The sequence below is a fragment of the Citrobacter sp. 506 genome, from assembly GCF_050434985.1.
Lineage (GTDB): Bacteria > Pseudomonadota > Gammaproteobacteria > Enterobacterales > Enterobacteriaceae > Citrobacter > Citrobacter braakii.
The window spans coordinates 1-23,746 of sequence record NZ_JBNDJN010000008.1 but is presented as its reverse complement, the minus strand read 5'-3'; the positions used below and the strand labels follow the sequence as shown (position 1 = coordinate 23,746).

Annotated in this window: 19 protein-coding genes; 5 read left to right on the top strand and 14 right to left on the bottom strand. The window is 50.7% G+C overall.

Annotated elements, in window-relative coordinates; all coding sequences use genetic code 11:
* Positions 1-20: 20 nt before the first annotated feature.
* Positions 21-1,019, bottom strand: a complete 999-nt coding sequence (gene kdgT, locus ABIE10_RS21965; protein WP_047357715.1) for a 2-keto-3-deoxygluconate transporter — start codon at positions 1,017-1,019, stop codon at positions 21-23.
* Between the two features lie 699 nt (positions 1,020-1,718).
* Between kdgT and proP the strand changes: the two genes are divergently transcribed.
* Together proP and pmrR are read left to right on the top strand one after the other, a co-directional pair.
* Entirely contained in the window at positions 1,719-3,221 is a 1,503-nt protein-coding gene (gene proP, locus ABIE10_RS21960) for a glycine betaine/L-proline transporter ProP (RefSeq protein ID WP_016155405.1), read from the top strand.
* 82 nt (positions 3,222-3,303) lie between these two features.
* Positions 3,304-3,393: an LpxT activity modulator PmrR gene (pmrR, locus tag ABIE10_RS21955; RefSeq protein ID WP_016155406.1), complete on the top strand. Its 90-nt coding sequence runs from the start codon at positions 3,304-3,306 to the stop codon at positions 3,391-3,393.
* Here pmrR and pmrB read toward each other — a convergent pair.
* The 7 genes from pmrB to melR all read right to left on the bottom strand — a co-directional run bounded on the left by pmrB (position 3,387) and on the right by melR (position 12,946).
* A complete protein-coding gene (gene pmrB, locus ABIE10_RS21950) occupies positions 3,387-4,469 on the bottom strand; it encodes a two-component system sensor histidine kinase PmrB (RefSeq protein ID WP_204552586.1) in 1,083 nt (360 codons plus the stop codon). The two genes, pmrR and pmrB, sit on opposite strands and share 7 nt — an antisense overlap.
* On the bottom strand, positions 4,470-5,138 hold the full coding sequence (gene pmrA / locus ABIE10_RS21945) for a two-component system response regulator PmrA (RefSeq protein ID WP_016155408.1): 669 nt from the start codon (positions 5,136-5,138) through the stop codon (positions 4,470-4,472).
* 4 nt (positions 5,139-5,142) lie between these two features.
* The gene (gene eptA / locus ABIE10_RS21940) at positions 5,143-6,780 is read right to left on the bottom strand and encodes a phosphoethanolamine transferase EptA (RefSeq protein ID WP_429157057.1); all 1,638 of its coding nucleotides are present in this window, start codon (positions 6,778-6,780) and stop codon (positions 5,143-5,145) included.
* Positions 6,781-6,926: 146 nt separating this feature from the next.
* Positions 6,927-8,264 (bottom strand): arginine/agmatine antiporter, encoded by a 1,338-nt coding sequence (gene adiC, locus ABIE10_RS21935; protein WP_016155410.1) that lies wholly within the window; start codon positions 8,262-8,264, stop codon positions 6,927-6,929.
* 127 nt (positions 8,265-8,391) lie between these two features.
* Entirely contained in the window at positions 8,392-9,153 is a 762-nt protein-coding gene (locus tag ABIE10_RS21930) for an AraC family transcriptional regulator (RefSeq protein WP_016155411.1), read from the bottom strand.
* Between the two features lie 315 nt (positions 9,154-9,468).
* Entirely contained in the window at positions 9,469-11,736 is a 2,268-nt protein-coding gene (adiA, locus tag ABIE10_RS21925; RefSeq protein WP_016155412.1) for an arginine decarboxylase, read from the bottom strand.
* 277 nt (positions 11,737-12,013) lie between these two features.
* On the bottom strand, positions 12,014-12,946 hold the full coding sequence (melR, locus tag ABIE10_RS21920) for a transcriptional regulator MelR (RefSeq protein ID WP_141876121.1): 933 nt from the start codon (positions 12,944-12,946) through the stop codon (positions 12,014-12,016).
* 269 nt (positions 12,947-13,215) lie between these two features.
* Here melR and melA point away from each other — a divergent pair, with 269 nt between their 5' ends.
* The 3 genes from melA (at position 13,216) to ABIE10_RS21905 (ending at position 16,351) form a co-directional block, all read left to right on the top strand.
* Positions 13,216-14,571 (top strand): alpha-galactosidase, encoded by a 1,356-nt coding sequence (gene melA, locus ABIE10_RS21915; RefSeq protein WP_049259806.1) that lies wholly within the window; start codon positions 13,216-13,218, stop codon positions 14,569-14,571.
* Between the two features lie 92 nt (positions 14,572-14,663).
* Positions 14,664-16,094, top strand: coding sequence for a melibiose:sodium transporter MelB (melB, locus tag ABIE10_RS21910; protein ID WP_047416009.1), 1,431 nt, complete (start codon positions 14,664-14,666; stop codon positions 16,092-16,094).
* Positions 16,095-16,096: 2 nt separating this feature from the next.
* The gene (locus ABIE10_RS21905) at positions 16,097-16,351 is read left to right on the top strand and encodes a SemiSWEET transporter (protein ID WP_016155416.1); all 255 of its coding nucleotides are present in this window, start codon (positions 16,097-16,099) and stop codon (positions 16,349-16,351) included.
* 26 nt (positions 16,352-16,377) lie between these two features.
* Here the strand turns inward: ABIE10_RS21905 and ABIE10_RS21900 are convergent, their stop codons facing one another.
* The 6 genes from ABIE10_RS21900 to ABIE10_RS21875 all read right to left on the bottom strand — a co-directional run bounded on the left by ABIE10_RS21900 (position 16,378) and on the right by ABIE10_RS21875 (position 23,292).
* Positions 16,378-16,995: a DUF2238 domain-containing protein gene (locus ABIE10_RS21900; RefSeq protein ID WP_019077832.1), complete on the bottom strand. Its 618-nt coding sequence runs from the start codon at positions 16,993-16,995 to the stop codon at positions 16,378-16,380.
* A gap of 147 nt (positions 16,996-17,142) precedes the next feature.
* A complete protein-coding gene (gene fumA / locus ABIE10_RS21895) occupies positions 17,143-18,789 on the bottom strand; it encodes a class I fumarate hydratase FumA (protein WP_016155418.1) in 1,647 nt (548 codons plus the stop codon).
* Positions 18,790-18,885: 96 nt separating this feature from the next.
* Complete coding sequence (dcuB, locus tag ABIE10_RS21890) at positions 18,886-20,226, bottom strand: anaerobic C4-dicarboxylate transporter DcuB (RefSeq protein ID WP_003031873.1); 1,341 nt, start codon at positions 20,224-20,226, stop codon at positions 18,886-18,888.
* 118 nt (positions 20,227-20,344) lie between these two features.
* Positions 20,345-20,647: a hypothetical protein gene (locus ABIE10_RS21885; RefSeq protein ID WP_429157053.1), complete on the bottom strand. Its 303-nt coding sequence runs from the start codon at positions 20,645-20,647 to the stop codon at positions 20,345-20,347.
* Positions 20,648-20,944: 297 nt separating this feature from the next.
* A complete protein-coding gene (gene dcuR / locus ABIE10_RS21880) occupies positions 20,945-21,664 on the bottom strand; it encodes a two-component system response regulator DcuR (protein WP_016155419.1) in 720 nt (239 codons plus the stop codon).
* Positions 21,661-23,292, bottom strand: coding sequence for a sensor histidine kinase (locus ABIE10_RS21875; RefSeq protein WP_016155492.1), 1,632 nt, complete (start codon positions 23,290-23,292; stop codon positions 21,661-21,663). Before ABIE10_RS21875 ends, dcuR begins: the two co-directional genes overlap by 4 nt.
* Positions 23,293-23,746 lie beyond the last annotated feature (454 nt).

Here is a 23,746-nt window from a genome sequence, read left to right as displayed (position 1 = left end):
GTGAGTGGGATAAAGGCAGTTTAGTGGTGCAGTGAGTCTGCCGGGGTAGCCACCGTCTCATTGACGACCGGGTTTTTATTAAAACGTTTGGCATACAGCGCGGTGATAATCGGCACCAGAATCGCGGTGACTATCACGCTGGCGGCAACCAGCGCCGTAGCGGATGCGGCAACCGGTTCAAATGCCGGGTTAATCTGGGCGATAATCACCGGGTTTGCCACTGCAGCGCCGGCCGCAGAAGAGGCTGCTACGCCTGCCGTACCGTTCCCGCCACCAATAACGCGGTCAGCAATAATCAGCGGAATACCGGTGATGACGATAACCGCGACGCCCAGCAGGATGCCCAGCAGACCCGTATCAACGATGACGCTCAGGTTAATCGTGTTGCCCAGCGCGAAGCCGAAGAACGGGATCAGCACCGGCGTGGCTTTGCTGAAGAAGGAACGCAGATCGTGATCCAGGTTACCCAACGCAAAACCAATCAGGAACGGTAATACCGCGCCGACAAAATGGTGTGGTTCGAAGGAAGCCAGACCCGCGGAGCCGAGGATCACCATGGTCATTAACGGACCGGATTCCAGAGACATCAACACAAATGCGCCAGACTCTTCTTTGGTTCCGTACTGGTTCATCAGGCTGGCGTACAAACCGCCGTTGGTCATGTCCATCGCTGAAACAATTGCCAGTACCGAAAGACCGGCAAAGAACCCGGTTTGAATACCGGTATCAGGAATAAATGAAGCAGCAATCATTGCCACTACCCATGCCACGGCTATTTTAGTTAATACCAGTGTGCCGGATTTGCGTAATACCGTGCCGGTTGCTCGTAAATCAATAGATGCACCGATACAAAAAAACCACACTGCCAGAATCGGCACCGTTCCGCTGATCATTCCTTTGGTAAACGAACCGAAATACGCGCCGGTATCCGGAGCTAACGTATTTAACACTGCGCCTAATAACAGAGGAATCAACATCATTCCGCCAGGGATGCGTTCAATCGTAGCTTTAATTTTCATAAGCGTCCTCATCTCTTGTCGCAGGCAATACACGCGCAAGGAAATAAAAATTAATAAATTCAAGTGGTTACTGATGTTTCTTAACAAAGAAAACAGCTATCTCTTTGTTTTATAAAATCTAACGCGGCATACGTTGAGCGTGTTGCTGCTCCCAGGGATATTGCGTCTGGAATTAGTTTGCATTCATGGGAACATTGATTCAATCAAAATAAAACGATGTTTTAGTTATCTTCATCACATATTCCGAGCAAAAGTTCCTGAGTGCTCTGATTATTAAAAAAGCTGTGATCTTTTTGTGAAGAGATTAGGTGGGTTTTTGCCTAGCAGAATAATAGTGACTGTTGTGATTGTTGGTGCAACAAAGTGATTTATTCTTGTATTTAATTGCCAGAAAATCGCAAGCATTACATGTAAAAAAGTTGACTAAGAATGACCTGATTTACGCATGTTGACGAAATGGAAATCTATATGTGAAGTTGATCACAAATTTAAACACTGTTAGGGTAAAGAGGTCATTAACCGCCCAATCAGGCGTCAACAGGTTCGGTTGTACTGCTCGTTTCTCGTCAGTGTAAGTAAACCTGCTACGCTTGTTACAGGGAATGCGTCTGTGCATTCCCCGCTCGGTGATGACCTTGACGCAGGGGCGTTGAGGGACTCGATCTGTAGCGTGACAGGGCTAAGTCTATGAGGACGAGTATGCTAAAAAGGAAAAAAATAAAACCAATTACGCTGCGCGACGTTACCATCATTGATGACGGTAAACTGCGAAAAGCCATTACTGCGGCGTCGTTAGGTAATGCGATGGAGTGGTTTGATTTTGGTGTTTATGGGTTTGTTGCTTACGCATTAGGTAAAGTGTTCTTCCCGGGGGCTGACCCCAGCGTACAGATGGTTGCTGCACTTGCCACCTTCTCTGTTCCCTTTCTGATTCGACCGCTTGGCGGATTGTTCTTCGGTATGCTTGGCGATAAATACGGTCGTCAGAAGATCCTCGCTATCACCATTGTGATTATGTCGATAAGTACCTTCTGTATCGGTCTTATTCCCTCGTATGCCTCGATTGGTATCTGGGCGCCGATTCTGCTGTTGCTGTGTAAAATGGCGCAGGGGTTCTCGGTCGGCGGAGAGTATACCGGGGCGTCGATTTTTGTCGCAGAGTACTCGCCAGACCGTAAGCGCGGATTTATGGGCAGCTGGCTGGACTTCGGCTCGATTGCCGGGTTTGTGCTGGGTGCGGGCGTGGTAGTCCTGATCTCAACTATCGTCGGCGAAGAAAACTTCCTTGAGTGGGGCTGGCGTATTCCGTTCTTCCTGGCGCTACCGTTAGGGCTTATTGGCCTGTACCTGCGTCATGCACTGGAAGAGACTCCGGCGTTCCAGCAGCACGTGGATAAACTGGAGCAGGGCGATCGTCAGGGACTGCAGGACGGTCCGAAGGTGTCGTTTAAAGAGATTGCGACCAGGCACTGGCGCAGCCTGCTGGCATGTATTGGTCTGGTGATTGCCACCAACGTCACCTACTACATGCTGCTCACCTATATGCCGAGCTACCTGTCGCATAACCTGCATTACTCTGAAGACCACGGCGTGCTGATTATTATCGCCATCATGATTGGTATGCTGTTTGTGCAGCCGGTGATGGGTCTGCTCAGCGACCGCTTCGGACGCCGTCCGTTTGTGATTATGGGCAGTATTGCGCTGTTTGTGCTGGCTATTCCGGCATTTATTCTGATTAACAGTAACGTCATCGGCCTGATTTTCGCCGGGTTGCTGATGCTGGCGGTGATCCTCAACTGCTTTACCGGGGTGATGGCGTCAACGTTACCAGCGATGTTCCCGACGCATATTCGCTACAGTGCCCTGGCCGCAGCGTTTAATATCTCGGTATTGGTCGCCGGTCTGACACCGACGTTGGCCGCATGGCTGGTGGAAAGCTCGCAGAATCTGATGATGCCTGCTTATTATCTGATGGTGATTGCGGTGATAGGTTTAATTACCGGCGTGACCATGAAAGAGACGGCTAATCAGCCGCTGAAGGGGGCTACGCCTGCCGCTTCGGATATTCATGAAGCGAAAGAGCTCCTCGGCGAGCACTACGATAATATTGAGCATAAAATCGAAGATATCGATCAGGAAATTGCTGAGCTGCAGCTTAAGCGTACGCGCCTGGTGCAGCAGCATCCGCGGATTGATGAGTAATCATGTGATTTATCATATCAACTTAAGGTTGGCTTAATCTGTGTCAGGTAAACTCTCCTCCAGAGTATTGGAGGAGAGTGTCATGAAAAACCGCATTTATGAAAGTTTGACCACCGTGTGCAGCGTGCTGATCGTCAGCAGCTTTTTGTACGTTTGGGTGAGTTCTTACTGACCTTTCGCTAATTCCACCCAAGCGCGAGTGCCGGTGGTTCCCTGACGATTTTGCAAATAGAAATGCCCGTGATGTAACTGGGTGATACGACTGACAATGCTCAGCCCCAGCCCAATCCCGCCAAAACGGCTGTCCATACGCACAAACGCTTTACTCAGCTCCCCGCATTTACTCTCATCAATGCCAGGGCCTTCATCTTCGACGGCGATAACGGCATCATGCTCTGTATTCAGGCTAATCGTAATATGGGTGCCTTCCGGGCTGTAACGATGCGCGTTCTCCACCAGATTTCGCAGCAGCATTCGTAATAGCGTCGCATCGCCACGTACGACAACGTCCGCCGTGCTTTGCGGTAGGAGCAGCGTCTGCTGACGCTGGTCCAGCATGGTGCTGAGTTCATCGTAGGAGGGCAAAATCACGTCCTCCAGCAGTTTGACGTGCTGGTAGCTCCCGGCCGAGAACGACTGTCCAACGCGGGCGAGTTGCAGCAGTTGCGACACGCTGTCCATCATTTGGTCAAGGCGGGCAATTAACGGTGAAACGTCGACCTTATGGGTTTTGGACAGTAATTCCAGATGCAGGCGAACGCCTGACAGTGGGGTGCGCAGTTCGTGGGCGACATCGGCGGTAAATAAGCGTTCGTTTTCAATGGTGCTCGTCAGCCGCGTCACCAGCTCGTTGAGCGCTGAGACGACCGCCTGGATCTCAATGGTTGAACTGTGAACTTCAATTGGAGTCAGGTTATCGGCTGCCCGCGTTTCTAACTCTTTTTGCAGATCCGCCAGCGGGCGAGTAATACGCCGTACTGCCTGGTAGCAAATCAGCAGCGTCAGGCTGACCATAAAAATACCGGGGACGATCAGACTGGCGATGGCTTCGCGGATTTCATGCAGGATGTGGCGATCGTTGTTACGATTTTCGCGTAACGCCTGTTCAAATAGCTGTATTTGTTCGGTGCTTTCGTGCCACAACCAGAAGGTGCTAATCAACTGGAAGACCAGCAGAATAAGACCGATGGTCAGCATCAGGCGATGACGCAGCGGGAGCGGTTTTTTTAGATATTGCAGTAGCTTCACTTAGCTTTCCTCAGTGGCAACCAGCATATAGCCAAATCCCCTGACTGTGCGGATACGTGATTTACCCACTTTGTCCCGCAGGTTGTGAATGTGCACTTCCAGCGTATTGGTCGACGGTTCGTTATCCCAGCTGTAGATGTCGTTATACAGGATCTCCCGGTGTACAGGGCTGCCCGCTTTAAGCATCAGGCGCGACAGGAGTGCGTATTCTTTCGGCGTTAAGATAACTTCTTGTCCATCCATCCACACCTGGCGACGACCGATATTCAGCGTCAGGTTACTGACAATGAGTTCGCTTTCACCCTGATTGTTATGACGACGCAGCAGCGCCCGGATGCGGGCATGCAGTTCTTCCAGTGCGAACGGTTTGACCAGATAGTCATCGGCGCCAACGTCCAGCCCGCTGACCCGGTCTTTCACCGTATCGCGGGCGGTGAGGATAAGCACCGGCACGGTGTATTTTTTCTGTCTGATGCGGTTCAGGAAGTGCAGGCCGTCTTCATCCGGTAAGCCCAGGTCCAGAACCACCAGACTGTAATGGCCGGTCTCCAGACACTGCTCCGCGGCACGGGCCGTTGATACGCCGTCGCAGGCATAGCCTTCTGTTTGCGCGGCGAGTATCAGTCCCTGTAATAACAACGTATCGTCTTCAACAATCAGAATTTTCATTCGTTTAGCCTCCCCGGCAGGGTTGCAGAATATCATCTGCCGCCTGATATTTCTGTGTTTGCACGCCTGTTAATCCCAGCAGGGTTGAGAAGAGATTATCCTGTGAGAAGTCCTCTGAGCCTGCCCGTTTTTGCAAACATGTCTGAGAGACTTGATAGCGTTGCTGATAATCTTCTGAGAGCCACAGCAGCATCGGCACATGTTTTTGCGTATCTGGCGCAATCGAATATGGCAGGCCGTGTAAATAGATGCCATTTTCCCCTAAGGATTCACCGTGATCGGAAAGGTAGACCAGGCTGGTGGTGAAATTATCCTGATGCTCTTTCAGTATATTGATTGCTTTATCAACAATATAGTCGACGTAAAGAATGGTGTTGTCATAGGTATTGACCAACTGTTGCTGTGAACAAGTCTGGATTTCGTTGGTGTCACAGGTTGGCGTAAATTTCTTGAACTGCGCAGGATAGCGGTTGTAATAGGTCGGACCGTGGCTGCCGATGGTGTGCAGCACAATCACGCCGTCGCCTTGCAGGTTATTAATGTACTCTTCCAGCCCGTGGAACAGCACGTCATCGTAGCATTCCCCGTCAATACACTGCCCTGGCAGGTTCAGCTTAGTCATATTCTGGTGCGGTACCCGGTCGCATGCCCCTTTGCAGCCGCCGTCGTTATCGTTCCACAGAACGTTAATTCCCGCCCGCTGAATAATGTCGAGCACGCCTTCCTGATGCTGCGCCAGTTCTTCATCGTAGTGCGCGCGTGGCATACCCGAGAACATGCAGGGGACAGATACTGCCGTTGCCGTTCCGCAGGATGTGGTGCGGGGGAAATAGACCACATCATCTTTTTCCAGCAACGGGTTGGTCTGGCGCGAATAGCCTGACAGCGAGAAGTTATCGCCGCGTGAGGTCTCGCCGAGAACCACAATCGTCAGGTTCTTACGCTTTTCTTTCACCATCAACGGATTGCGATGGGCGTCTTCACCAATGCGTACCAGCGGCAGGTGGGTCAGCCTCTGGTGTGAATACCAGGAAGAGGTCGCCACAATGCTGTTGGATGGGCTGAGGGATTTCACCAGTTCTTTATTGTTGCGAAACAGTGAGGCGTAATCTTTGTAGAAGAACGCGGCGACCAGCACGATCAGCAGCGCGGAGATCAGAATATTCGCGCCACGGAACAGTACGCTGCGCATGGCCGGGGCGATCGGTTTGATTCTTACCCAGCAGGCAATGAGCGCGGCGAGAATGCCGCTTACTCCGAGCGTGATGAGCATTTGCGGCGTCAGCAAAGCAAAGGTTTCGGCGGGTGTGGTGTCCATCATATTGGCGATCATCGAGCGGTCAATGATGATGCCGTAGGTCATGATGAAATATTGGGCCGATGCGCCAACCAGAATGAAAACACAGGCCACCAGGCGATTAAGCCACAGGAATGAGGCCAGCGTCAGCACAATGTTCATGACGCTGAAAGCGACGACCGGCATCGACAAAAACACCAGCACGTTACGCACGGAATCCAGGGGCAGTTCTTGCAGCACTTGTTTATAGAACGCAATGTTCAGGAAAGTCGCAAGATAAAATGAGATCAGGAGAAGCCAGCTGATTAGCCCGAGAGTGGGTCTTTTAAACAGGTGCTTTAACATTAAGGGGGGGTCCATCGACTAAGTGCTACAAATCCTCTCAAAGTAAAATTAAGCCAACCTTAAGTTCTTAATGTTGATTTCAGGAATCGCGGGGGGCGGCGTTGGCCCGATGAACTTACGCCATCGGGCAACGACGACTGTTTGCGTTAGTTATTGTTTACCGGAGCATCCAATGGATATGGGTTTTTATGGATCCGATTGTAGTTCAGTGCATACAGCGCGGTGATGATCATCAGTGTGACGAATGACCACATCACCTCTTTGGCACCGGAACCGACAACCGCCCAAATGCAGTAAACAAAAGCGATAAAGGTCACCAGTAAGTACATCGGACGCGCTTTACCAAAGTGACCATGGCCGAGCAGCAGCAGCGCGGCGCAGGTGTACAGATACGGCACCAGCGTGAAGATAACGGAGACCGAAGAGACCAGACCAAACTCTTTCGCAGCGTTTGGCGACATGCTGCTGAACTGGAAGATGGTCATCAGAACGCCGACGATAATTAACCCGGCTACCGGCGTACCGGCTTTGTTAACACGGGCAAAAATCGGTGGGAACAAGCCGTCATCGGCTGCCGCTTTGGCGGTTTGCCCGGCAAGCAGCGTCCAGCCGCCCAAGGAACCAAGGCACCCGGCCGCGGCACAGAAGGAGACAATCGCCCCAGCGGTGTCACCCAGCGCCATGCGTGCGGCATCACCGAACGGGGAGGCTGAAACACGCAGCGCCGCGTTAGGGATCATACCCATAATCGCCGTGGTGGAGAGCACATAGCAAACGGCGGCAATCAGCACGCCGCCCATGGTGGCGATAGGCACGTTACGTTTGGGATTTTTAACCACACCTGCCGCGACGGAGGCGCTTTCCACGCCGATAAATGACCACAAGGTTACGTTCAGAGTGCTTTGAATCGCACCGAAGGTGTTCATACCGCTGACGTTCCATGCCGCCATATAGGTTTCACCCCGGAACCAGAACCAGCCGAAGACGGCAATACCGACAATTGGCACCAGCGCCAGTACCGTTGCGACGGCCTGTACACGGGTGATCATTTTTGGTCCGACAATGTTCAGCAATACGAAGATCCACAGTACCACGACGCAGGTCAGCGTCAGGACCAGCGGATCTTTTAAGATGGGGAAGAAGTAGCTCAGGTAACCGACGCCAATAACCACCATGGCGATGTTACCAATCCAGCAAGCCAGCCAGTACAGGACGTTGGTCTGGTAGCCCAAAAAAGGACCGAAACAGCGGCGGGCATAAGCGTAAGAACCACCGGGACTGGAGTCTAAGGACGACATTTTCGCGTACACCATCGACAGCGCCAAAGCACCGATAATAGTGACCAACCATCCGTAGATTGCAATCCCGCCAGTTGACGCAAGGTTTGCGGGTAGCAGGAATACACCGGAACCCATAATATTCCCCGACACCATAAGGGTGACGGGGATTAAGCCCACTTTGTGAGCATCAGCATCCGTCGACATATTTAGTAACTCCTGATAAGGATAAATGACGTCTTATCATACCTCTTCAGAAGACTATTTTATGATGGCGGACTGGGGGTATCGCTAATGCTGATATTATTATGGCTTATCGCTAACTGATTAAAAATCAGGCAGCGGATGGCTCCCTATGTTGACTGACATAATGCAGAGGCGTCATCCCATAGAACTCTTTGAATACGGAAATAAAGTACGAGGTACTGTTATATCCGCACAGTTGAGAGACCTGGGAAATGTTTTTGCCATCCATCAATAATTGATTGACGGCATAACGCATGCGACACGTGGTAATTATTTGGCTGTAACTTGTATTTTCACTTTTGAGCTTTTTCTTTAACAAACTGGGGCTCAGGCATAAGCAACTGGCAACCATGCTTAAATTCCAGTCTTTATGTATATCGCTCTCAATAATGTGATAAACGCTGTCGCTGATACGACTGCGTAGTATATGCATGAGCAGAGAAATAAACTTTTTGCTGCCGAGAAAGCGTGATAACACCGTGAACAGTAGCGAGCGCGTGCGCACACTTTCACCTTCGTCCATTGTGTCCATTACGCTATACTGGGCAGCCACCCGGAAGACATCCGGCGTCAGACAGACGGCGGTCATCACTGGGTTGGCACTGCGTTGCCAGAGTGGGATCTGTGAAAGGTCTTTATTTAAAAAACGTAGATAGTCTTTAATGATATCACGGCTGATATGTACGACCAGTGCGTTATTAAGTGATGAGAAATCGATAATATTATTATCGCATGCTACCAGCGCCATATGATTAGCTTTTAAGCTGATGGCTTCTTTACCGTTAATCCTTAACCAAACATCCTTCTCCGTTAATACAACAACACAAGCTGCTCTGCTGCAAACCCTCATACCCAAACTCCAGGAATATGAACATAAAACACCGTAGCTCACCATCAGATGAACCATATCGGCTAAATTGAAATTGTATGATGAATCCAGGACCGCATTAAAATAACGTGTCTGGAATTAATTACAATGTTTGGTGGGATTTTTCTTATGTACACTTTTTTTTACGCAAGTGGAAACGTGATATTTGCGTATAAAAAAAGCGCGGGGTGGTCCCGCGCAAAAAGGTATGACAATGTTATTGTTTTGCAGCAATACTCAGGAATTACTCAAGCATGACATGTCTACCTTAAAAATCGGACTATCTATAAAGTGACATTATGCTTTCACGCACATGACGTGATATACACCGTCAATAATTTCCGTTCCTTCGGTTTCATGTTCAAATCCAGGGAAGTGGTGGTCCCAGGACTGCAACGAACGTAGATAACTAATCTGCGGGCTATTGGCGTCGCCAAAGTTTTCCCCGGACAGCAGCATTGGAATTCCCGGTGGGTAAGGAATCACGGAATTCGCAGCTATACGACCCGGCAGATTTTCAATGGCCACCATCTCAACGTTATCGCTGACTATCGCGTTATAGGCTTCACGCGGGGTGATTTCAGCAACGGGCAGGCCGGAGTAGGCCGCGTTGAGTCGGCTGCCAGGGTTGTTCTCTTTCAGCCAGGCAAACATGGTGTCGCCCAGATCGTGAATGCCCATGTTGGCGTATGTGTCAGGATGTTCCTCAACCAGTTCTGGCATCACCTGCGCCAGCGGTGTATTGGCATCGTAATGGTGTTTGAATGAGCACAGGGTATTGATCAGCGTGCCCCATTTCCCACGGGTAATCCCCATTGAGAACAGGAACATAATCTGGAAATCGGTGGTACGGGTCGGCACGATACCGTGGCGGCCAAGCCAGGCGGTGACCAGCGCTGCCGGTACGCCGCTCTCTTCCAGTTCGCCATCATCGCCCATCCCCGGCGCCAGAATACTGACTTTGATTGGGTCCAGCATGCTCCAGTTATCCGGCAGGTCTTTAAACCCGTGCCAGGATTCACCCGGACGCATCACCCAGCAGTTCTGGTCAGTGGTCAGGAGTTGGGTTGGTGCGTCGGCAAAGTCATAAGTTTTGCCGGTCTGCGGGTCAGTCACCACTTCTTTGTTCCACGGTTTGAAGAACCAGTCGCCTTCGGCGGAAAATTCTTTGTACAAACGCGCCATGGCCTGACGGAAATCGACCGCTTCGTCGATCACTTCCTGGGTGAGCGACAGACCGCTGTTGCCGTCCATCATGGAGACCGCCACGTCGTTTGATGCGCAGATGGCATACAGCGGAGAGGTGGTGGCGTGCATCATGTACGCCTGGTTAAAGCGGGAGAAGTTCACGGCCCCACGACCTTCACGGACGTGAATGTAAGACGCCTGAGAGAGCGCGTTCAGCAGTTTGTGGGTCGAGTGGGTCGCAAAAACGGTAGGACCGTTATGATCGCCCGGCGCGCCACGCATAGCGTAGTGATCGGCATAAATTGGGTTAAAGCGGGCATAGCCGTACCAGGCCTCATCGAAGTGGATGCGATCGCTGGTTTGCGCGAGCAGGTCCTGGGCCTCTTTGGCGTTGTAGCAAACACCGTCATAAGTACAGTTGGTCACAACGCTGTAAGACGGTTTTTGCCCGGCCTTGCCCTTGGTCAGCGGGCTTTCGCTGATTTTTTTCTGCAATGTTTCAGGTTGCATTTCTTGCGGGTAGATAGGGCCGATAATGCCGTACCGGTTGCGACTTGGCACCATGTACACCGGTTTTGCGCCGGTGAGGATCAACCCCTGCTCGATAGATTTGTGGCAGTTACGATCCAGCACCACGACGTCGTTGTCGGTCATACAAGCCTGCATGATGGTGCGGTTAGAGCCGGATGTCCCAACCACTACAGACCAGGAGCGGTCAGCGCCAAACACGCGGGCGGCATATTTTTCGCTCTCGCCAAATGCGCCGGTATGATCCAGCAGTGAGCCGAGCGATGCGCGTTCAATACCCATGTCGCTACGGAATAAGTTTTCACCGTAGTAATCATGGTAAAAACGACCCGCCGGCGTTTTGGTAAATCCGACACCGCCCTGGTGACCAGGCGCCGCCCAGGAGTATTCATGGATGTCGCCGTACTTCATCAGCGCGCTGAACAGTGGCGGCAGAAGCTGCTGGCGGTAACGGGTCATCGCCGCAACGGCACGTCCGGCGATAAAGTCTGCGGTATCTTCCATAATCCAGGCGAATTCATCGACAAGCTCCAGCAGGTCGCGATCCAGCGATGCGGTGGCTTTTTCGCGATCGCCCAGCAGGAAAACGGGAACGTTTTGCTGGCGCTCGTGGAGCTTGCCGATCAATTGCCTGACGTTCAGGTGCTCGTCTTGTTGTTCCATTTGATAGCTAAACATCAGGCAATCAATGGCTTCATTAGCGGCGAGGATTGCGTAACCATCGTCGAATGAGGTGGACTTAATGACGGTAACATTTTGGCGGCTTAATGCGTCAGCCAGACGTTCGACAGCGCTACCGACCCAGGTGTCCTGATGCAGAAACTCACTTTCAACAATTAATACTTTCATCATCTTTTACCCGGTTGTGGAAAGGTTGCAATTTATGGATTGCAGACACACCGTATGAATGTGACGCAGGCAAGTATTATCCTGACAAAATGGGCTGTAAAGCGGGTGATAAATAGTCTGATTTGTGTTTAATTTGTTTTTAAACAAATAGTTATGTTTACTTATTGGCGATTTTTCATCGCTGTTTATCGACAGGGGGAATATTTTTTTGGCTGATACTGATATCGGCGAACGATAGGGATCGTAGGCTGGGGTAACGCCGGTGGTTTCTGGCTGCTCAGCCAGCCATTGTTTGCCGGCGCTGCTGGCTCAGTTTGCGGTACTGCTGCGGCGACATGCCGACAAACTTGCTGAAAGTGTCATAAAAACGGCTGCTGGATCGGAATCCCGCGGTCAACGCGACGTCAAGAATGGTTTTATCGGTATCGCTAAGCAATGCACGGACGTGATTGATCCGCATTGCGGTAATGTACTGCTTCATGGTGAGTTGCATCACGCGCTGGAAAATCCCCATCGCGTAGTTGGCGTTGAGCTTCACGTGTTCCGCGACGTCGTTGATAGTGAGCACCTGATCGTAGTTATCGGCAATAAAACTCAGCATCTGGCTTACGTAAAACTGGGCGTGCCGCGAAACGCTGTTTTTGTGCGTCCGTGAAGTTTTATTGACCAGGATTGGCTGCCAGCCGGAAAGGCTAAACCGCTTGAGCATCAGACCAATTTCATCAATGGCGAGCTGGCGAATTTGCTCGTTCGGGTTGCTCAGCTCCTGTTGCCAGCGCTGAACTTCAAAGGTGCTTAGCTGCTGCGATGCCAGCGATTTGATGACCATGCCATGGGTAACGTGGTTGATCAGTTCGCGATCCAGCGGCCAGGAAAGGAAAAGGTGCATCGGTAAATTGAAGATAGCCATGCTTTGGCAGTTGCCCGGACGCGTGAGCTGATGCGGCGTACAGGCCCAGAAAAGCGTAATGTGTCCCTGTTTTATCTGCACCACTTCGTTGTTGATGAGGTACTCAACGTCGCCATCAAACGGCACATTAATCTCCACCTGCCCATGCCAGTGGCTGGCAGGCATAGCATGCGGTGAGCGCAGCTCAATATCCATCCGTTGATATTCTGAGTACAGCGACAATGGGCTGCGGGTTTGCTCTTCATCGCTGCTGCACATGTGCGGATCGGGGGGAAGAGGCGATGTCGGTAATGTACTCATGGTTGCTCCATTTCCTGAATTATCAGAATCATGTCATTTGCTGCGCATTAAGGCTGAGAATCAGGACACAAATCGGACCGATATCATTGAGCATAGCGAGATTTTGGGGCCGCATACTCTGCTTTTTGTGCAATTTTGTCCCATAAACTCAGATCCAGTATGGGGCAAAGAGGCGATCTGAGTTTATGGGAATGCTCGCCAGGGAAGTCGGAAGTTTTCATCAATGCGCTGTGCCACCATGACTGTGTTCACTAATGTTCTGGAGAGTCATGATGTCTGCACCCAAAATTACCTTTATCGGCGCCGGTTCCACGATTTTCGTCAAAAATATCCTCGGGGACGTCTTTCATCGCGATGCGCTGAAATCTGCGCATATCGCCTTGATGGACGTCAATCCTACTCGGCTGGAAGAGTCACACATTGTGGTGCGTAAGTTGATGGACTCAGCGGGCGCGTCCGGGCGTATCACCTGCTATACCGATCAAAAAGCGGCATTGCAGGATGCTGATTTTGTGGTGGTCGCTTTCCAGATTGGTGGCTATGAACCTTGTACCGTTACCGATTTTGCGGTGTGTAAACGTCATGGTCTGGAGCAGACGATTGCCGATACGTTGGGGCCAGGCGGCATTATGCGCGCGCTGCGCACTATCCCGCATTTATGGCAGATTTGTGAGGATATGACCGAAGTCTGCCCGCAGGCCACCATGCTTAACTACGTTAACCCGATGGCGATGAACACCTGGGCAATGTATGCGCGCTATCCGCATATTAAGCAGGTTGGATTGTGTCACTCGGTGCAAGGGACAGCGGAGGAGCTGGCCCGCGATTTGAACATCGACCCGGCCTCTTTGCGCTATCGCTGCGCCGGGATCAACCATATGGCGTTTTATCTGGAACTTGAGCGTAAAACGGCTGACGGTGCTTATGTGAATCTCTATCCGGAGCTGCTGGCGGCCTATGAATCTGGTCAGGCGCCGAAACCGAATCTTCACGGTAATACCCGTTGTCAGAACATTGTGCGCTATGAAATGTTCAAAAAGCTGGGCTATTTCGTCACTGAGTCGTCGGAGCATTTCGCGGAATATACGCCGTGGTTTATCAAACCAGGGCGTGAGGATCTGATTGAGCGCTATAAGGTTCCACTGGATGAGTATCCAAAACGCTGTGTGGAACAGTTGGCGAACTGGAACAAAGAGCTGGAAGAGTACAAAACGGCGGCGCGGATCGAGATTAAACCGTCACGTGAATATGCCAGCACTATCATGAACGCTATCTGGACCGGTGAACCGAGCGTGGTGTATGGCAACGTTCGCAATGACCATCTGATCGATAACCTGCCGCAAGGCTGTTGCGTGGAGGTGGCTTGCCTGGTCGATGCGAATGGTATCCAGCCAACGAAGGTGGGTACTCTCCCGTCACATTTGGCGGCCATGATGCAAACCAATATCAATGTTCAGACCCTGCTAACGGAAGCCATTCTGACGGAAAATCGCGATCGCGTTTATCACGCGGCGATGATGGATCCGCATACCGCTGCGGTATTGGGGATTGAGGAGATTTATGCGCTGGTGGACGACCTGATCGCGTCTCATGGCGACTGGTTGCCGGCCTGGTTACACCGTTAACACACCATTACGCCGGGCAGAGCATCCGGCGTTTAACCTCTGACGTTTCCTCTAACAGAAGGCGGGCGCTGGTAACGGCGACCCGATACCCTATGAGCATCTCTCTGAAAACAAAACTCAGTTACGGATTTGGAGCGTTTGGTAAGGATTTCGCCATCGGTATTGTGTACATGTACCTGATGTATTACTACACCGACGTGGTGGGATTATCGGTGGGGCTGGTCGGAACGTTGTTCCTGGCGGCAAGGGTCTGGGATGCGGTAAACGATCCCATCATGGGCTGGATTGTGAACGCCACCCGGTCGCGGTGGGGAAAATTTAAACCCTGGATCTTACTCGGTACGCTGGCGAACTCATTGGTGCTGTTTTTGCTTTTTAGCGCACATTTGTTTGAGGGCACTGCGCAAGTCGTATTTGTCTGCGTGACGTATATATTATGGGGAATGACCTACACCATTATGGATATTCCATTCTGGTCGCTGGTGCCAACTATTACGCTGGATAAACGCGAGCGTGAACAACTGGTGCCGTTCCCTCGTTTCTTCGCAAGCCTGGCTGGGTTTGTCACCGCGGGGGTGACGTTGCCCTTTGTGAGCTATGTCGGCGGTGCCGATCGTGGCTTTGGTTTCCAGATGTTTACGCTGGTGCTGATTGCATTCTTTATCGTTTCTACCGTTGTTACGCTGCGTAATGTGCATGAGGTTTATTCGTCAGATAGCGAGGCAACGACGGACAGCAGTCGTCTTGGGCTGAAAGCGATCGTTGGGCTCATCTATAAAAACGACCAGTTATCCTGCCTGCTAGGCATGGCGCTGGCTTACAATATTGCCGCCAATATCATTGCTGGCTTTGCCATTTACTATTTTACTTATGTGATTGGCGATGCAAGCCTCTTCCCGTACTACATGTCTTACGCAGGAGCGGCAAACCTGCTGACGCTGATTTTCTTTCCTCGATTGGTAAAAGCGTTGTCACGACGGATCTTGTGGGCTGGGGCATCAGTGCTGCCGGTGCTCAGCTGTATCGTGCTGCTGGTGATGGCGTTAGCCGGTTTCCATAATATCTTACTCATTGTTATTGCTGGTATTTTACTGAATATTGGTTCAGCGCTTTTCTGGGTGTTGCAGGTCATTATGGTGGCGGATACCGTTGATTACGGTGAATACAAACTTAACGTACGTTGTGAAAGTATCGCTTATTCAGTGCAGACGATGGTGGTAAAAGGAGGGTCAGCGTTTGCCGCTTTCTTTATCGCAGTGATACTTGGGGTGATTAATTACGCGCCGAATGTCGCGCAGTCTGCAGAAACCATTGTTGGTATGCAATTCATTATGATCGCGCTACCAGCACTCTTTTTTGTGGTGACCTTAGTCCTTTACTTCCGCTTTTACCGACTGAACGGCGACACGCTGCGCAGGGTCCAGATTCATTTGTTGGATAAGTACCGTAAGGTGCCGCAGCAGCATGAGCAACCGGATATCCCGGCTATTGCGATAGTCACCCCAGGTGATGTGAAGGCGTAGCTATGGAATGGCATTCGTGGATTGGGTATTTGGCGGCTAGCCTGACGACGCTCTCATTCTTACCGCAAGCGATTAAGGTCATTACCACCCGCAACACGCAGGGTATCTCCGGTTTAATGTATGTAATGTTTGTGTGTGGGCTGGTGTTGTGGCTGATTTATGGATTATTGATTGAAGATACTGCCGTCAGCATGGCGAACTTTCTGACACTCCTGTTCGCCTTGCCGATTCTGGTTATCAAGTCTCGCAATGGGTAAGGCTGATTGCCGGATAAGCGTCAGCGCTATCCGGCAGTTTTTAACTGTCTGTTGTGCCAGCCCGCCAGCACGAGCACCGTGGTGAGCGCACCGAGCAGGGCGCAGAACATATCCGACTGGGTATCCCACGGGTCGCCCTGCGTCCCGAGAAAATCATCTGCCCCCTGACCCATCGCCAGCGCTGCCCACCATTCGATCAGCTCATACATCGCGCTAATCGCCAGCGCCACGCAGCAGACCAAAAATGCCAGCATTTTGCGGCCACGAACAATATTACCGCGCACTAAAATCTCTCTTGCCGTCAGGGCGGGCACCAGACCCTGGAAGAAGTGACCCAGCTTGTCATAGGGGTTACGACTGAGATCCAGCCACTCCTGAACCTGAAAACCGACAGGGACTTTAGCGTAGGTATACATACCGCCGACCATCAGAATGATGGCGTGCAAGAAAATGAGCGTGTAGAGCAATGGCGTCAGCGGGTAGCGCTTCACGGTCGCCAGCAACAGTGGGACGACAATAATGACCGGCGTAACTTCCATTAGCCAGGTGATTTTCTCCGTGGCAGAGATACCGGTGTAGATAAGTATTAGCGCCAGAAGCAACGCGCCAGAGTGCAAGATTGTGGAGTTCAGTGTGCGGAGCATGGCGAATTCACAAGTAATGGAAAAGGTTACTATTCCCTGTGAGCGGCAAAAATTCAACGCCAGTAAATGGGGGGATAAAGTTGGCCCGGGGGGATCACTGGACTGACGCCAAAAATCTGTTGTCAGTCCAGTGCCGGGCCGAATGGGTTACTTCGCGCAGTTAGCGCATTGTTTGCTGACGATTTGCTGGAAGAAATCGTTGCCTTTGTCATCGACCAGAATGAAAGCCGGGAAATCTTCGACTTCGATTTTCCAGATAGCTTCCATACCCAGCTCCGGGTATTCCACGCATTCCAGATGTTTAATACTCTGCTGCGCAAGTACCGCTGCCGGGCCACCAATGCTGCCTAAATAGAAGCCGCCGTGTTTGTGGCAGGCGTCTGTCACCTGCTGGCTACGGTTACCTTTTGCCAGCATGATCATGCTGCCGCCGTGAGACTGTAACAGGTCAACATAGGAGTCCATACGACCCGCAGTGGTTGGCCCTAAAGAGCCGGACGGATAACCCGCAGGTGTTTTGGCCGGGCCCGCGTAGTAGATAGGGTGATCTTTCACGTACTGCGGCAGACCTTCGCCGGACTCAATACGTTCTTTTAGCTTCGCGTGGGCAATATCGCGACCGACAATGATGGTGCCGCTCAGCGACAGACGGGTAGAAACCGGATACTGAGAGAGCTGAGCGAGGATCTCTTTCATTGGGCGGTTAAGGTCAACTTTAACCACTTCACCTTCGCCTGCCTGGCGCAGCGACTCCGGAATGTACTGGGCTGGGTTATGTTCCAGTTTTTCGATCCAGATCCCTTCGCGGTTAATCTTGGCCTTGATGTTACGGTCTGCGGAGCAAGACACACCCATACCAACCGGGCAGGATGCGCCGTGGCGAGGCAGGCGGATCACGCGGATATCGTGCGCGAAGTATTTCCCGCCAAACTGGGCGCCGAGGCCGAGTTTCTGCGCTTCTTCCAGTAGTTCCTGTTCCAGTTGCAGATCGCGGAACGCCTGGCCGTGCGCATTACCTTCAGTCGGCAGTGCGTCATAGTAGTGTGTGCTGGCCAGCTTCACCGTTTTCAGGGTGCTTTCCGCTGACGTGCCGCCAATGACGAATGCAATGTGGTACGGCGGGCATGCTGCGGTACCCAGCGTGCGCATTTTCTCAACCAGGAAGTTTTTCAGTTTGCCGGGCGTTAGCAGCGCTTTGGTTTCCTGATACAGATAGGTTTTGTTCGCTGAACCGCCGCCTTTGGCCACGCACAGGAATTTGTATTCGTCACCGTCCACGCTGTACAGGTCGATTTGTGCGGGCAGGTTGGTGCCGGTATTCACTTCTTTGTACATATCCAGCGCCGCGTTTTGCGAGTAGCGCAGGTTATCTTCAATATAGGTATTAAATACGCCCTTGGAGAGTGCCGCTTCGTCGCCGCCACCGGTCCAGACGCGCTGACCTTTTTTACCCATGATAATTGCCGTACCGGTGTCCTGGCAGGTTGGCAATACGCCTTTAGCAGCGATTTCGGAGTTTCTCAGGAACTGCAGCGCTACGTATTTATCGTTTTCGCTGGCTTCGGGATCATGGAGAATTGAGGCGACTTGCTGTTGGTGTTCAGGGCGGAGCATGAAGGAGGCATCGTGGAAGGCTTGTTGGGCCAGTAGCGTAAGTGCTTCAGGGGCTACTTTCAGGATTGTTTCGCCTTCAAACTCGCCGACGCTGACGTGATCGGAGGTCAGCAGGTAGTACTCAGTTTTGTCTTCCCCCAGTGGGAAAGCCGCCTGATAAGTGAATTCAACTTTTGACATTTGCTTCCAGCCTTTTCATTTTTCTCAGGAATTTTAAAATTCTCTGTGTCTTGACGGTGGCGTGCCGTTCCAAAGCGGACGGCACGCGCACTGTAATTACAGGAAACCGTACATTGCAGCGAAGATCCAACCAAAGACACAGGATACGCTCACGCCGATCAACCCAGGTAGAATGAAGCTGTGGTTGATAACGAAACGGCCAATGTGGGTGGTGCCGGAACGGTCAAACTGAATAGCCGCCAGATCGCTCGGGTAAGTCGGCAGAATGTAGTAACCGTAACATGCCGGAGCGGAAGCAACGATGTACGCTGGATCAACCCCAATTGCCAGTGCGACCGGAACAATCGCCGCCAGCGCCGCAGCCTGGGAGTTTACAAATTTGGAAACCAACAGCAGAACAATTGCATAGGCCCACGGATACTCTTTCACCATATTGCCCAGCACACCTTCGATTTCCGTCATGTGCGCGCCGAACATTGTTTCGGCCATCCAGGCAATACCGTACACCGCCACAATCGCGATCATACCGGAACGGAAGACTTCGTTTTTAGATATTGAAGCGGGATTGGTCTTCGTCAGGATAATAATCAGCGCACCGGTCAGCAGCATGAACATTTGGATAACCAGTACCATTGACAGCGGTTTTCCGCTGAAGGTAGGGCGCAGCTCAGAGAACGCGCCGAGCACGGCAACAACGGCGATAGCGGCAAGGAAGATCCACATGGCCAGCCAGTTGCTTTTCGGCAGCTTTTTGTCTAACAGTGTGGCGGTATCGCCATAAACGTAGTTGTGGTTTTCAGGGACGGAAATAAACTTCTGGAACTCTTCATCTTTATCCAGATCTTTACCGCGGAACCAACTGAAGATACCGATCGCCAGGATACCCAACAGGGTAGACGGGATAGTGATGCTAAGCAGGTCGAGGAATTCAAGATGCTTGCCTTCAAACGTTACGTTACCCAGCATTGCGACCAGTGATACAACGGCCACGGACACCGGGCTGGCGATAATCCCCATCTGCGCACCGATAGAACTCGCTGCCATCGGACGTTCCGGGCGAATATTGTTCTTAATGGCAACGTCATAAATGATTGGCAGGATGGTGTATACCACGTGGCCTGTACCGCAGAGAATCGTCAGGGTGCAGGTAACGAACGGGGCGACGATGGAAACGTATTTTGGGTTACGGCGCAGCAGCTTTTCAGCGATTTGCAGCATAACGTCAAGGCCGCCGGAGGCTTGCAAGGTTGCCGATGCGGCCACCACGGCAATAATAACCAGCATTACATCTACAGGTGGTTTACCCGGCTGGAGATGGAAAACGAAAACCAGAATGACCAGGCCGATACCGCCTAATAAACCCAGCGCGATACCGCCCTTTCTGGCACCATAAAACAAACATATTAATATTATAAGAAGTTGTATACTAAATAACATTTTATTTACCCTCGCGAAAAAACCAGTCAATTTTTTGAAAAATGGATCTGTGCCACATTCTTTTTTGCCGAAATAGGCATCAAAAAATGGTCAGTATTCGATATGTCCGTATTTGCGATTAATGTTCAAATGTCTTGCTAGAATGTTTTTTTAACGTTATGGCGATATTTAGCTTTTTTCTGTGGCTTTGATCAGAGGAGAGAATCCTCAGGCGATGGGAGGCAGAGCTGGACATGGAGAGCTGCGGTTGACGCTGTAATTTATCTGTTTTGCGTTTTCCGCTATTACGTGAACCACCGACAGAATTGGTGAGTAGGTTATTTGTGTGATCACGATCACGCCATTTCATAATGTGATGAGGTTGGCGTGCGGATACTTTTATTTGCTCACAAAAATGTACGGTGTCCATGGTACGTAGCATGGTCTCCATTGCTACCAGTCTAGATTTTGTATGTCTGGTTAATTTCAGACTAATCCTTTATGGGTAAAAATACACACTCTGCGAGCTAGATAATACTTAATTAACTTTTGTTAGCGATTTTGAAATTAAAAACAGTGTGACGTTAATCAATATTAAAATAATACATTTAACATGCTGGATACAAATATATTTGATCTAACGCAAATTTATAATTCTGCAGCATGATTCAGAAAAGAAGGGATTTTTCATTATTTTAATAATTGTTACTTTCAAATAACAAATAATCCCAAATTGTTTTTATTGGCAATATTGTTTTAGTAATGAGTAATGTTCAGCCTGAACGCGGTAACGATAAACCGGTCTACCGGTTACGCCATAATGGATGCTGGTAAATAGGATGTGACAATTGACGAGCCAGATAAGATATTTACGGCAAGAAACGCGCGAGATATTGACCTCGTTGGCCAGTTCATCGGTGGAGAATTCCTGATCCTGATGCTCATCAATCCACTGGCACAGCGTGCGTAACGTTTGTGGCGTTAATCCTTTAGGTAAGCGCCGCGCTTCCTGTTCATTGGAGGAGCTGCCGTGAATCAACTGGTCAAGCTCAGACTGTTCATAGTACTGATGCTTTTCCATCTCGGTTTTCTTCTGTAGCCAGCCGGTCAGCGCCTCTTCAAAACGGGACGCCTGGAACGGTTTGATCAGGTAGTCAACGACACCATAGTGGAGAGAGTCTTTGATGGTGGTCGCGTCAGCGGCGGAAGAGATGACAATGACATCACACTTGCAACCTTCGCTGTGCAATACAGGCAACAGATCCAGACCGTTTTCTTTTTGCATATAAATATCAAGCAAAATCAAATCGATATGATTACCGCTATGAAAGATTATCTCTTTTGCTTTCTCCAGCGTGGAGGCTGTGCCGCAGCAATGAAAACCGGAGAGTTGCGCGACATAACGGCGGTTTAATTCCGCTACCATTGCATCGTCATCGACAATTAAGACATTGATCATCTGCTGGCCCTCTCACCATTCCACGGTAACTGTACAAAAAATTGGGTGAAGATCCCAGGTTCAGACTCGACGGAAATATTGCCGCCAACGTTTTCAACCTGTTGTTTAACAAGCGCTAAACCAACGCCCCGTTCGGTTCCTTTTGACGAAACGCCCTTCTCAAAGATGTGCTCAATGTGTTCGGGGGCAATCCCCGGACCATCGTCATTCACTTCGCAATGCAACCAGCCGTGTCGATAATGCAAGGATACGCTGATCTCGCCACCAGGTTCTTGACCTAGCGCCTCCAGGGCGTTTTCAATTAAATTCCCCAGAACGGTAATCAGCACAGCCACCTGATCTTCGTTGCTGTTTTCCGGCAACTGGCTTTCATTGCTGATCACCAGGCTATGGCCTAAATCAGATGTGCGATTAATCTTACTGAGTAAAAATCCTGCGATCACCGGGGATTTTATTTTTCCTAATAGTGAGCCAATCTCTTCCTGATAACTGTTCGCGGTCTTCAGGATGTAATTTTCAAGCTGCTTATAACTTTTCAGATGCAATAATCCCAGAATCACGTGCAATTTATTCATGAATTCGTGGGATCGTTCACGAAGTGCGTCGGCATAGTTGACCATGCCGTCCAGTCGTTGCATTAATTTTCGGACTTCAGTCTTATCTCTGAATGTTGAAATGGCCCCGATGATTTTACCGTTGCTGAGTACCGGAACCGTGTTAATTAAGAGTAGCCGATCCTTCACCATGATCTCTTCATCGCGACGCGGCGTTCCGTCATGCAGTACCTGTGAAAAATCGACCACTTTTGACCATGCGTGGCTGAGCGTGGAGAGCTGGGCATCGTCTTGCGATTTGTGGTAATCCAGCAATTCTTGTGCTGCCTGGTTTATCAGCGTCACTTCACCGCACTCGTCAACGGCAATGACGCCTTCCTTTATAGAGTGCAGCATCGCCTGGCGTTGTTCGAACAGATTGGAGATTTCATAAGGCTCCAGACCAAACAGAATACGCTTGAGGACTTTGACAAATACCCATGTGCCAAGCAGCCCAACCAGCACGCCAAATAAGATGGACCAAAAGATGCTGCCACGGCTGTTATTGATCTGCTCAGTCACCCTGCTTAGCTCAAGGCCGATCGACACGACACCTATCTGCCGGTGATGCTCGTCATAAATAGGGGTAAATACGCGCAGGGCTTGCGCCAGAAATCCGCGATTAATGGCGACATTCTCTTTCCCTTGCAGGGCCAGCAAAATGTCATCGCCCTTAAACGGCTGACCGATTCGCTGCGCTTCGGGATGGGAGTAACGAATGCTTTGCATATCGGTGACGACGATGAACAAAAAATCGTTGCTCTTATTCACCGCCTGGGCAATCGCCTGAATACCGCTTTCCTCGGGCTTTTTCATTAGTCCCTGGCGGATCTCCGGGGAGTTTGCCAGCGTTCGTGCGACCGCAAGCGCTTTACCCGCTAATGCATCGCGCGTCATGTTGCTGATTTGCGAGAAATAAATCAGATGAACGACAAGCAGCACGGAGAAGAGTACCGCACTGACCATGAGGATCACGGTAGTGCCGAGCTTCATCGGGCGTTTGCGTATAGCAGTACGTTGCAGAGAGTGTCTCATCACGGTCCTGGAATTACGGTTTGTATGGGTATTATCGCCTGATGGAATGCGTAATTCAAAGGTGGTAGGGATGATGGGGCATGGGCTGCTTGGGCTTTTCTTCTATATATAATGTAGAGCGAGTCTCTTTTTATATAGAGATTTCCTTATCTGCTTTCACTTCTTTCAGGGAGGCTGACCACTATTTTGCTTACGATTGTGGATAACTCTGTGTGTAAATGGGTATAAGGCGGGGTTTTGCTGTGGAATGCAGCGGTCAGTCATTTTTCTGCAATTTAAGGGTTGCGGGCCGCGGGAAACTCCCTATAATGCGCCTCCATCGACACGGCGGATGTGAATCACTTCACACAAACAGCCGTTTCGGTTGAAGAGAAAAACCTGAAAATGAGGGTTGACTCTGAAAGAGGAAAGCGTAATATACGCCACCTCGCGACAGAGCGCTAAAGCGCGTCGC

Excerpts from the sequence above, each read along its gene's own strand:
- kdgT (WP_047357715.1), bottom strand. The coding sequence starts at position 1,019 with ATGAAAATTAAAGCTACGATTGAACGCATCCCTGGCGGAATGATGTTG.
- proP (WP_016155405.1), top strand. The coding sequence starts at position 1,719 with ATGCTAAAAAGGAAAAAAATAAAACCAATTACGCTGCGCGACGTTACC.
- pmrR (WP_016155406.1), top strand. The coding sequence starts at position 3,304 with ATGAAAAACCGCATTTATGAAAGTTTGACCACCGTGTGCAGCGTGCTG.
- pmrA (WP_016155408.1), bottom strand. The coding sequence starts at position 5,138 with ATGAAAATTCTGATTGTTGAAGACGATACGTTGTTATTACAGGGACTG.
- eptA (WP_429157057.1), bottom strand. The coding sequence starts at position 6,780 with ATGTTAAAGCACCTGTTTAAAAGACCCACTCTCGGGCTAATCAGCTGG.
- adiC (WP_016155410.1), bottom strand. The coding sequence starts at position 8,264 with ATGTCGACGGATGCTGATGCTCACAAAGTGGGCTTAATCCCCGTCACC.
- ABIE10_RS21930 (WP_016155411.1), bottom strand. The coding sequence starts at position 9,153 with ATGAGGGTTTGCAGCAGAGCAGCTTGTGTTGTTGTATTAACGGAGAAG.
- adiA (WP_016155412.1), bottom strand. The coding sequence starts at position 11,736 with ATGAAAGTATTAATTGTTGAAAGTGAGTTTCTGCATCAGGACACCTGG.
- melR (WP_141876121.1), bottom strand. The coding sequence starts at position 12,946 with ATGAGTACATTACCGACATCGCCTCTTCCCCCCGATCCGCACATGTGC.
- melA (WP_049259806.1), top strand. The coding sequence starts at position 13,216 with ATGATGTCTGCACCCAAAATTACCTTTATCGGCGCCGGTTCCACGATT.
- melB (WP_047416009.1), top strand. The coding sequence starts at position 14,664 with ATGAGCATCTCTCTGAAAACAAAACTCAGTTACGGATTTGGAGCGTTT.
- ABIE10_RS21905 (WP_016155416.1), top strand. The coding sequence starts at position 16,097 with ATGGAATGGCATTCGTGGATTGGGTATTTGGCGGCTAGCCTGACGACG.
- ABIE10_RS21900 (WP_019077832.1), bottom strand. The coding sequence starts at position 16,995 with ATGCTCCGCACACTGAACTCCACAATCTTGCACTCTGGCGCGTTGCTT.
- fumA (WP_016155418.1), bottom strand. The coding sequence starts at position 18,789 with ATGTCAAAAGTTGAATTCACTTATCAGGCGGCTTTCCCACTGGGGGAA.
- dcuB (WP_003031873.1), bottom strand. The coding sequence starts at position 20,226 with ATGTTATTTAGTATACAACTTCTTATAATATTAATATGTTTGTTTTAT.
- ABIE10_RS21885 (WP_429157053.1), bottom strand. The coding sequence starts at position 20,647 with ATGCTACGTACCATGGACACCGTACATTTTTGTGAGCAAATAAAAGTA.
- dcuR (WP_016155419.1), bottom strand. The coding sequence starts at position 21,664 with ATGATCAATGTCTTAATTGTCGATGACGATGCAATGGTAGCGGAATTA.
- ABIE10_RS21875 (WP_016155492.1), bottom strand. The coding sequence starts at position 23,292 with ATGAGACACTCTCTGCAACGTACTGCTATACGCAAACGCCCGATGAAG.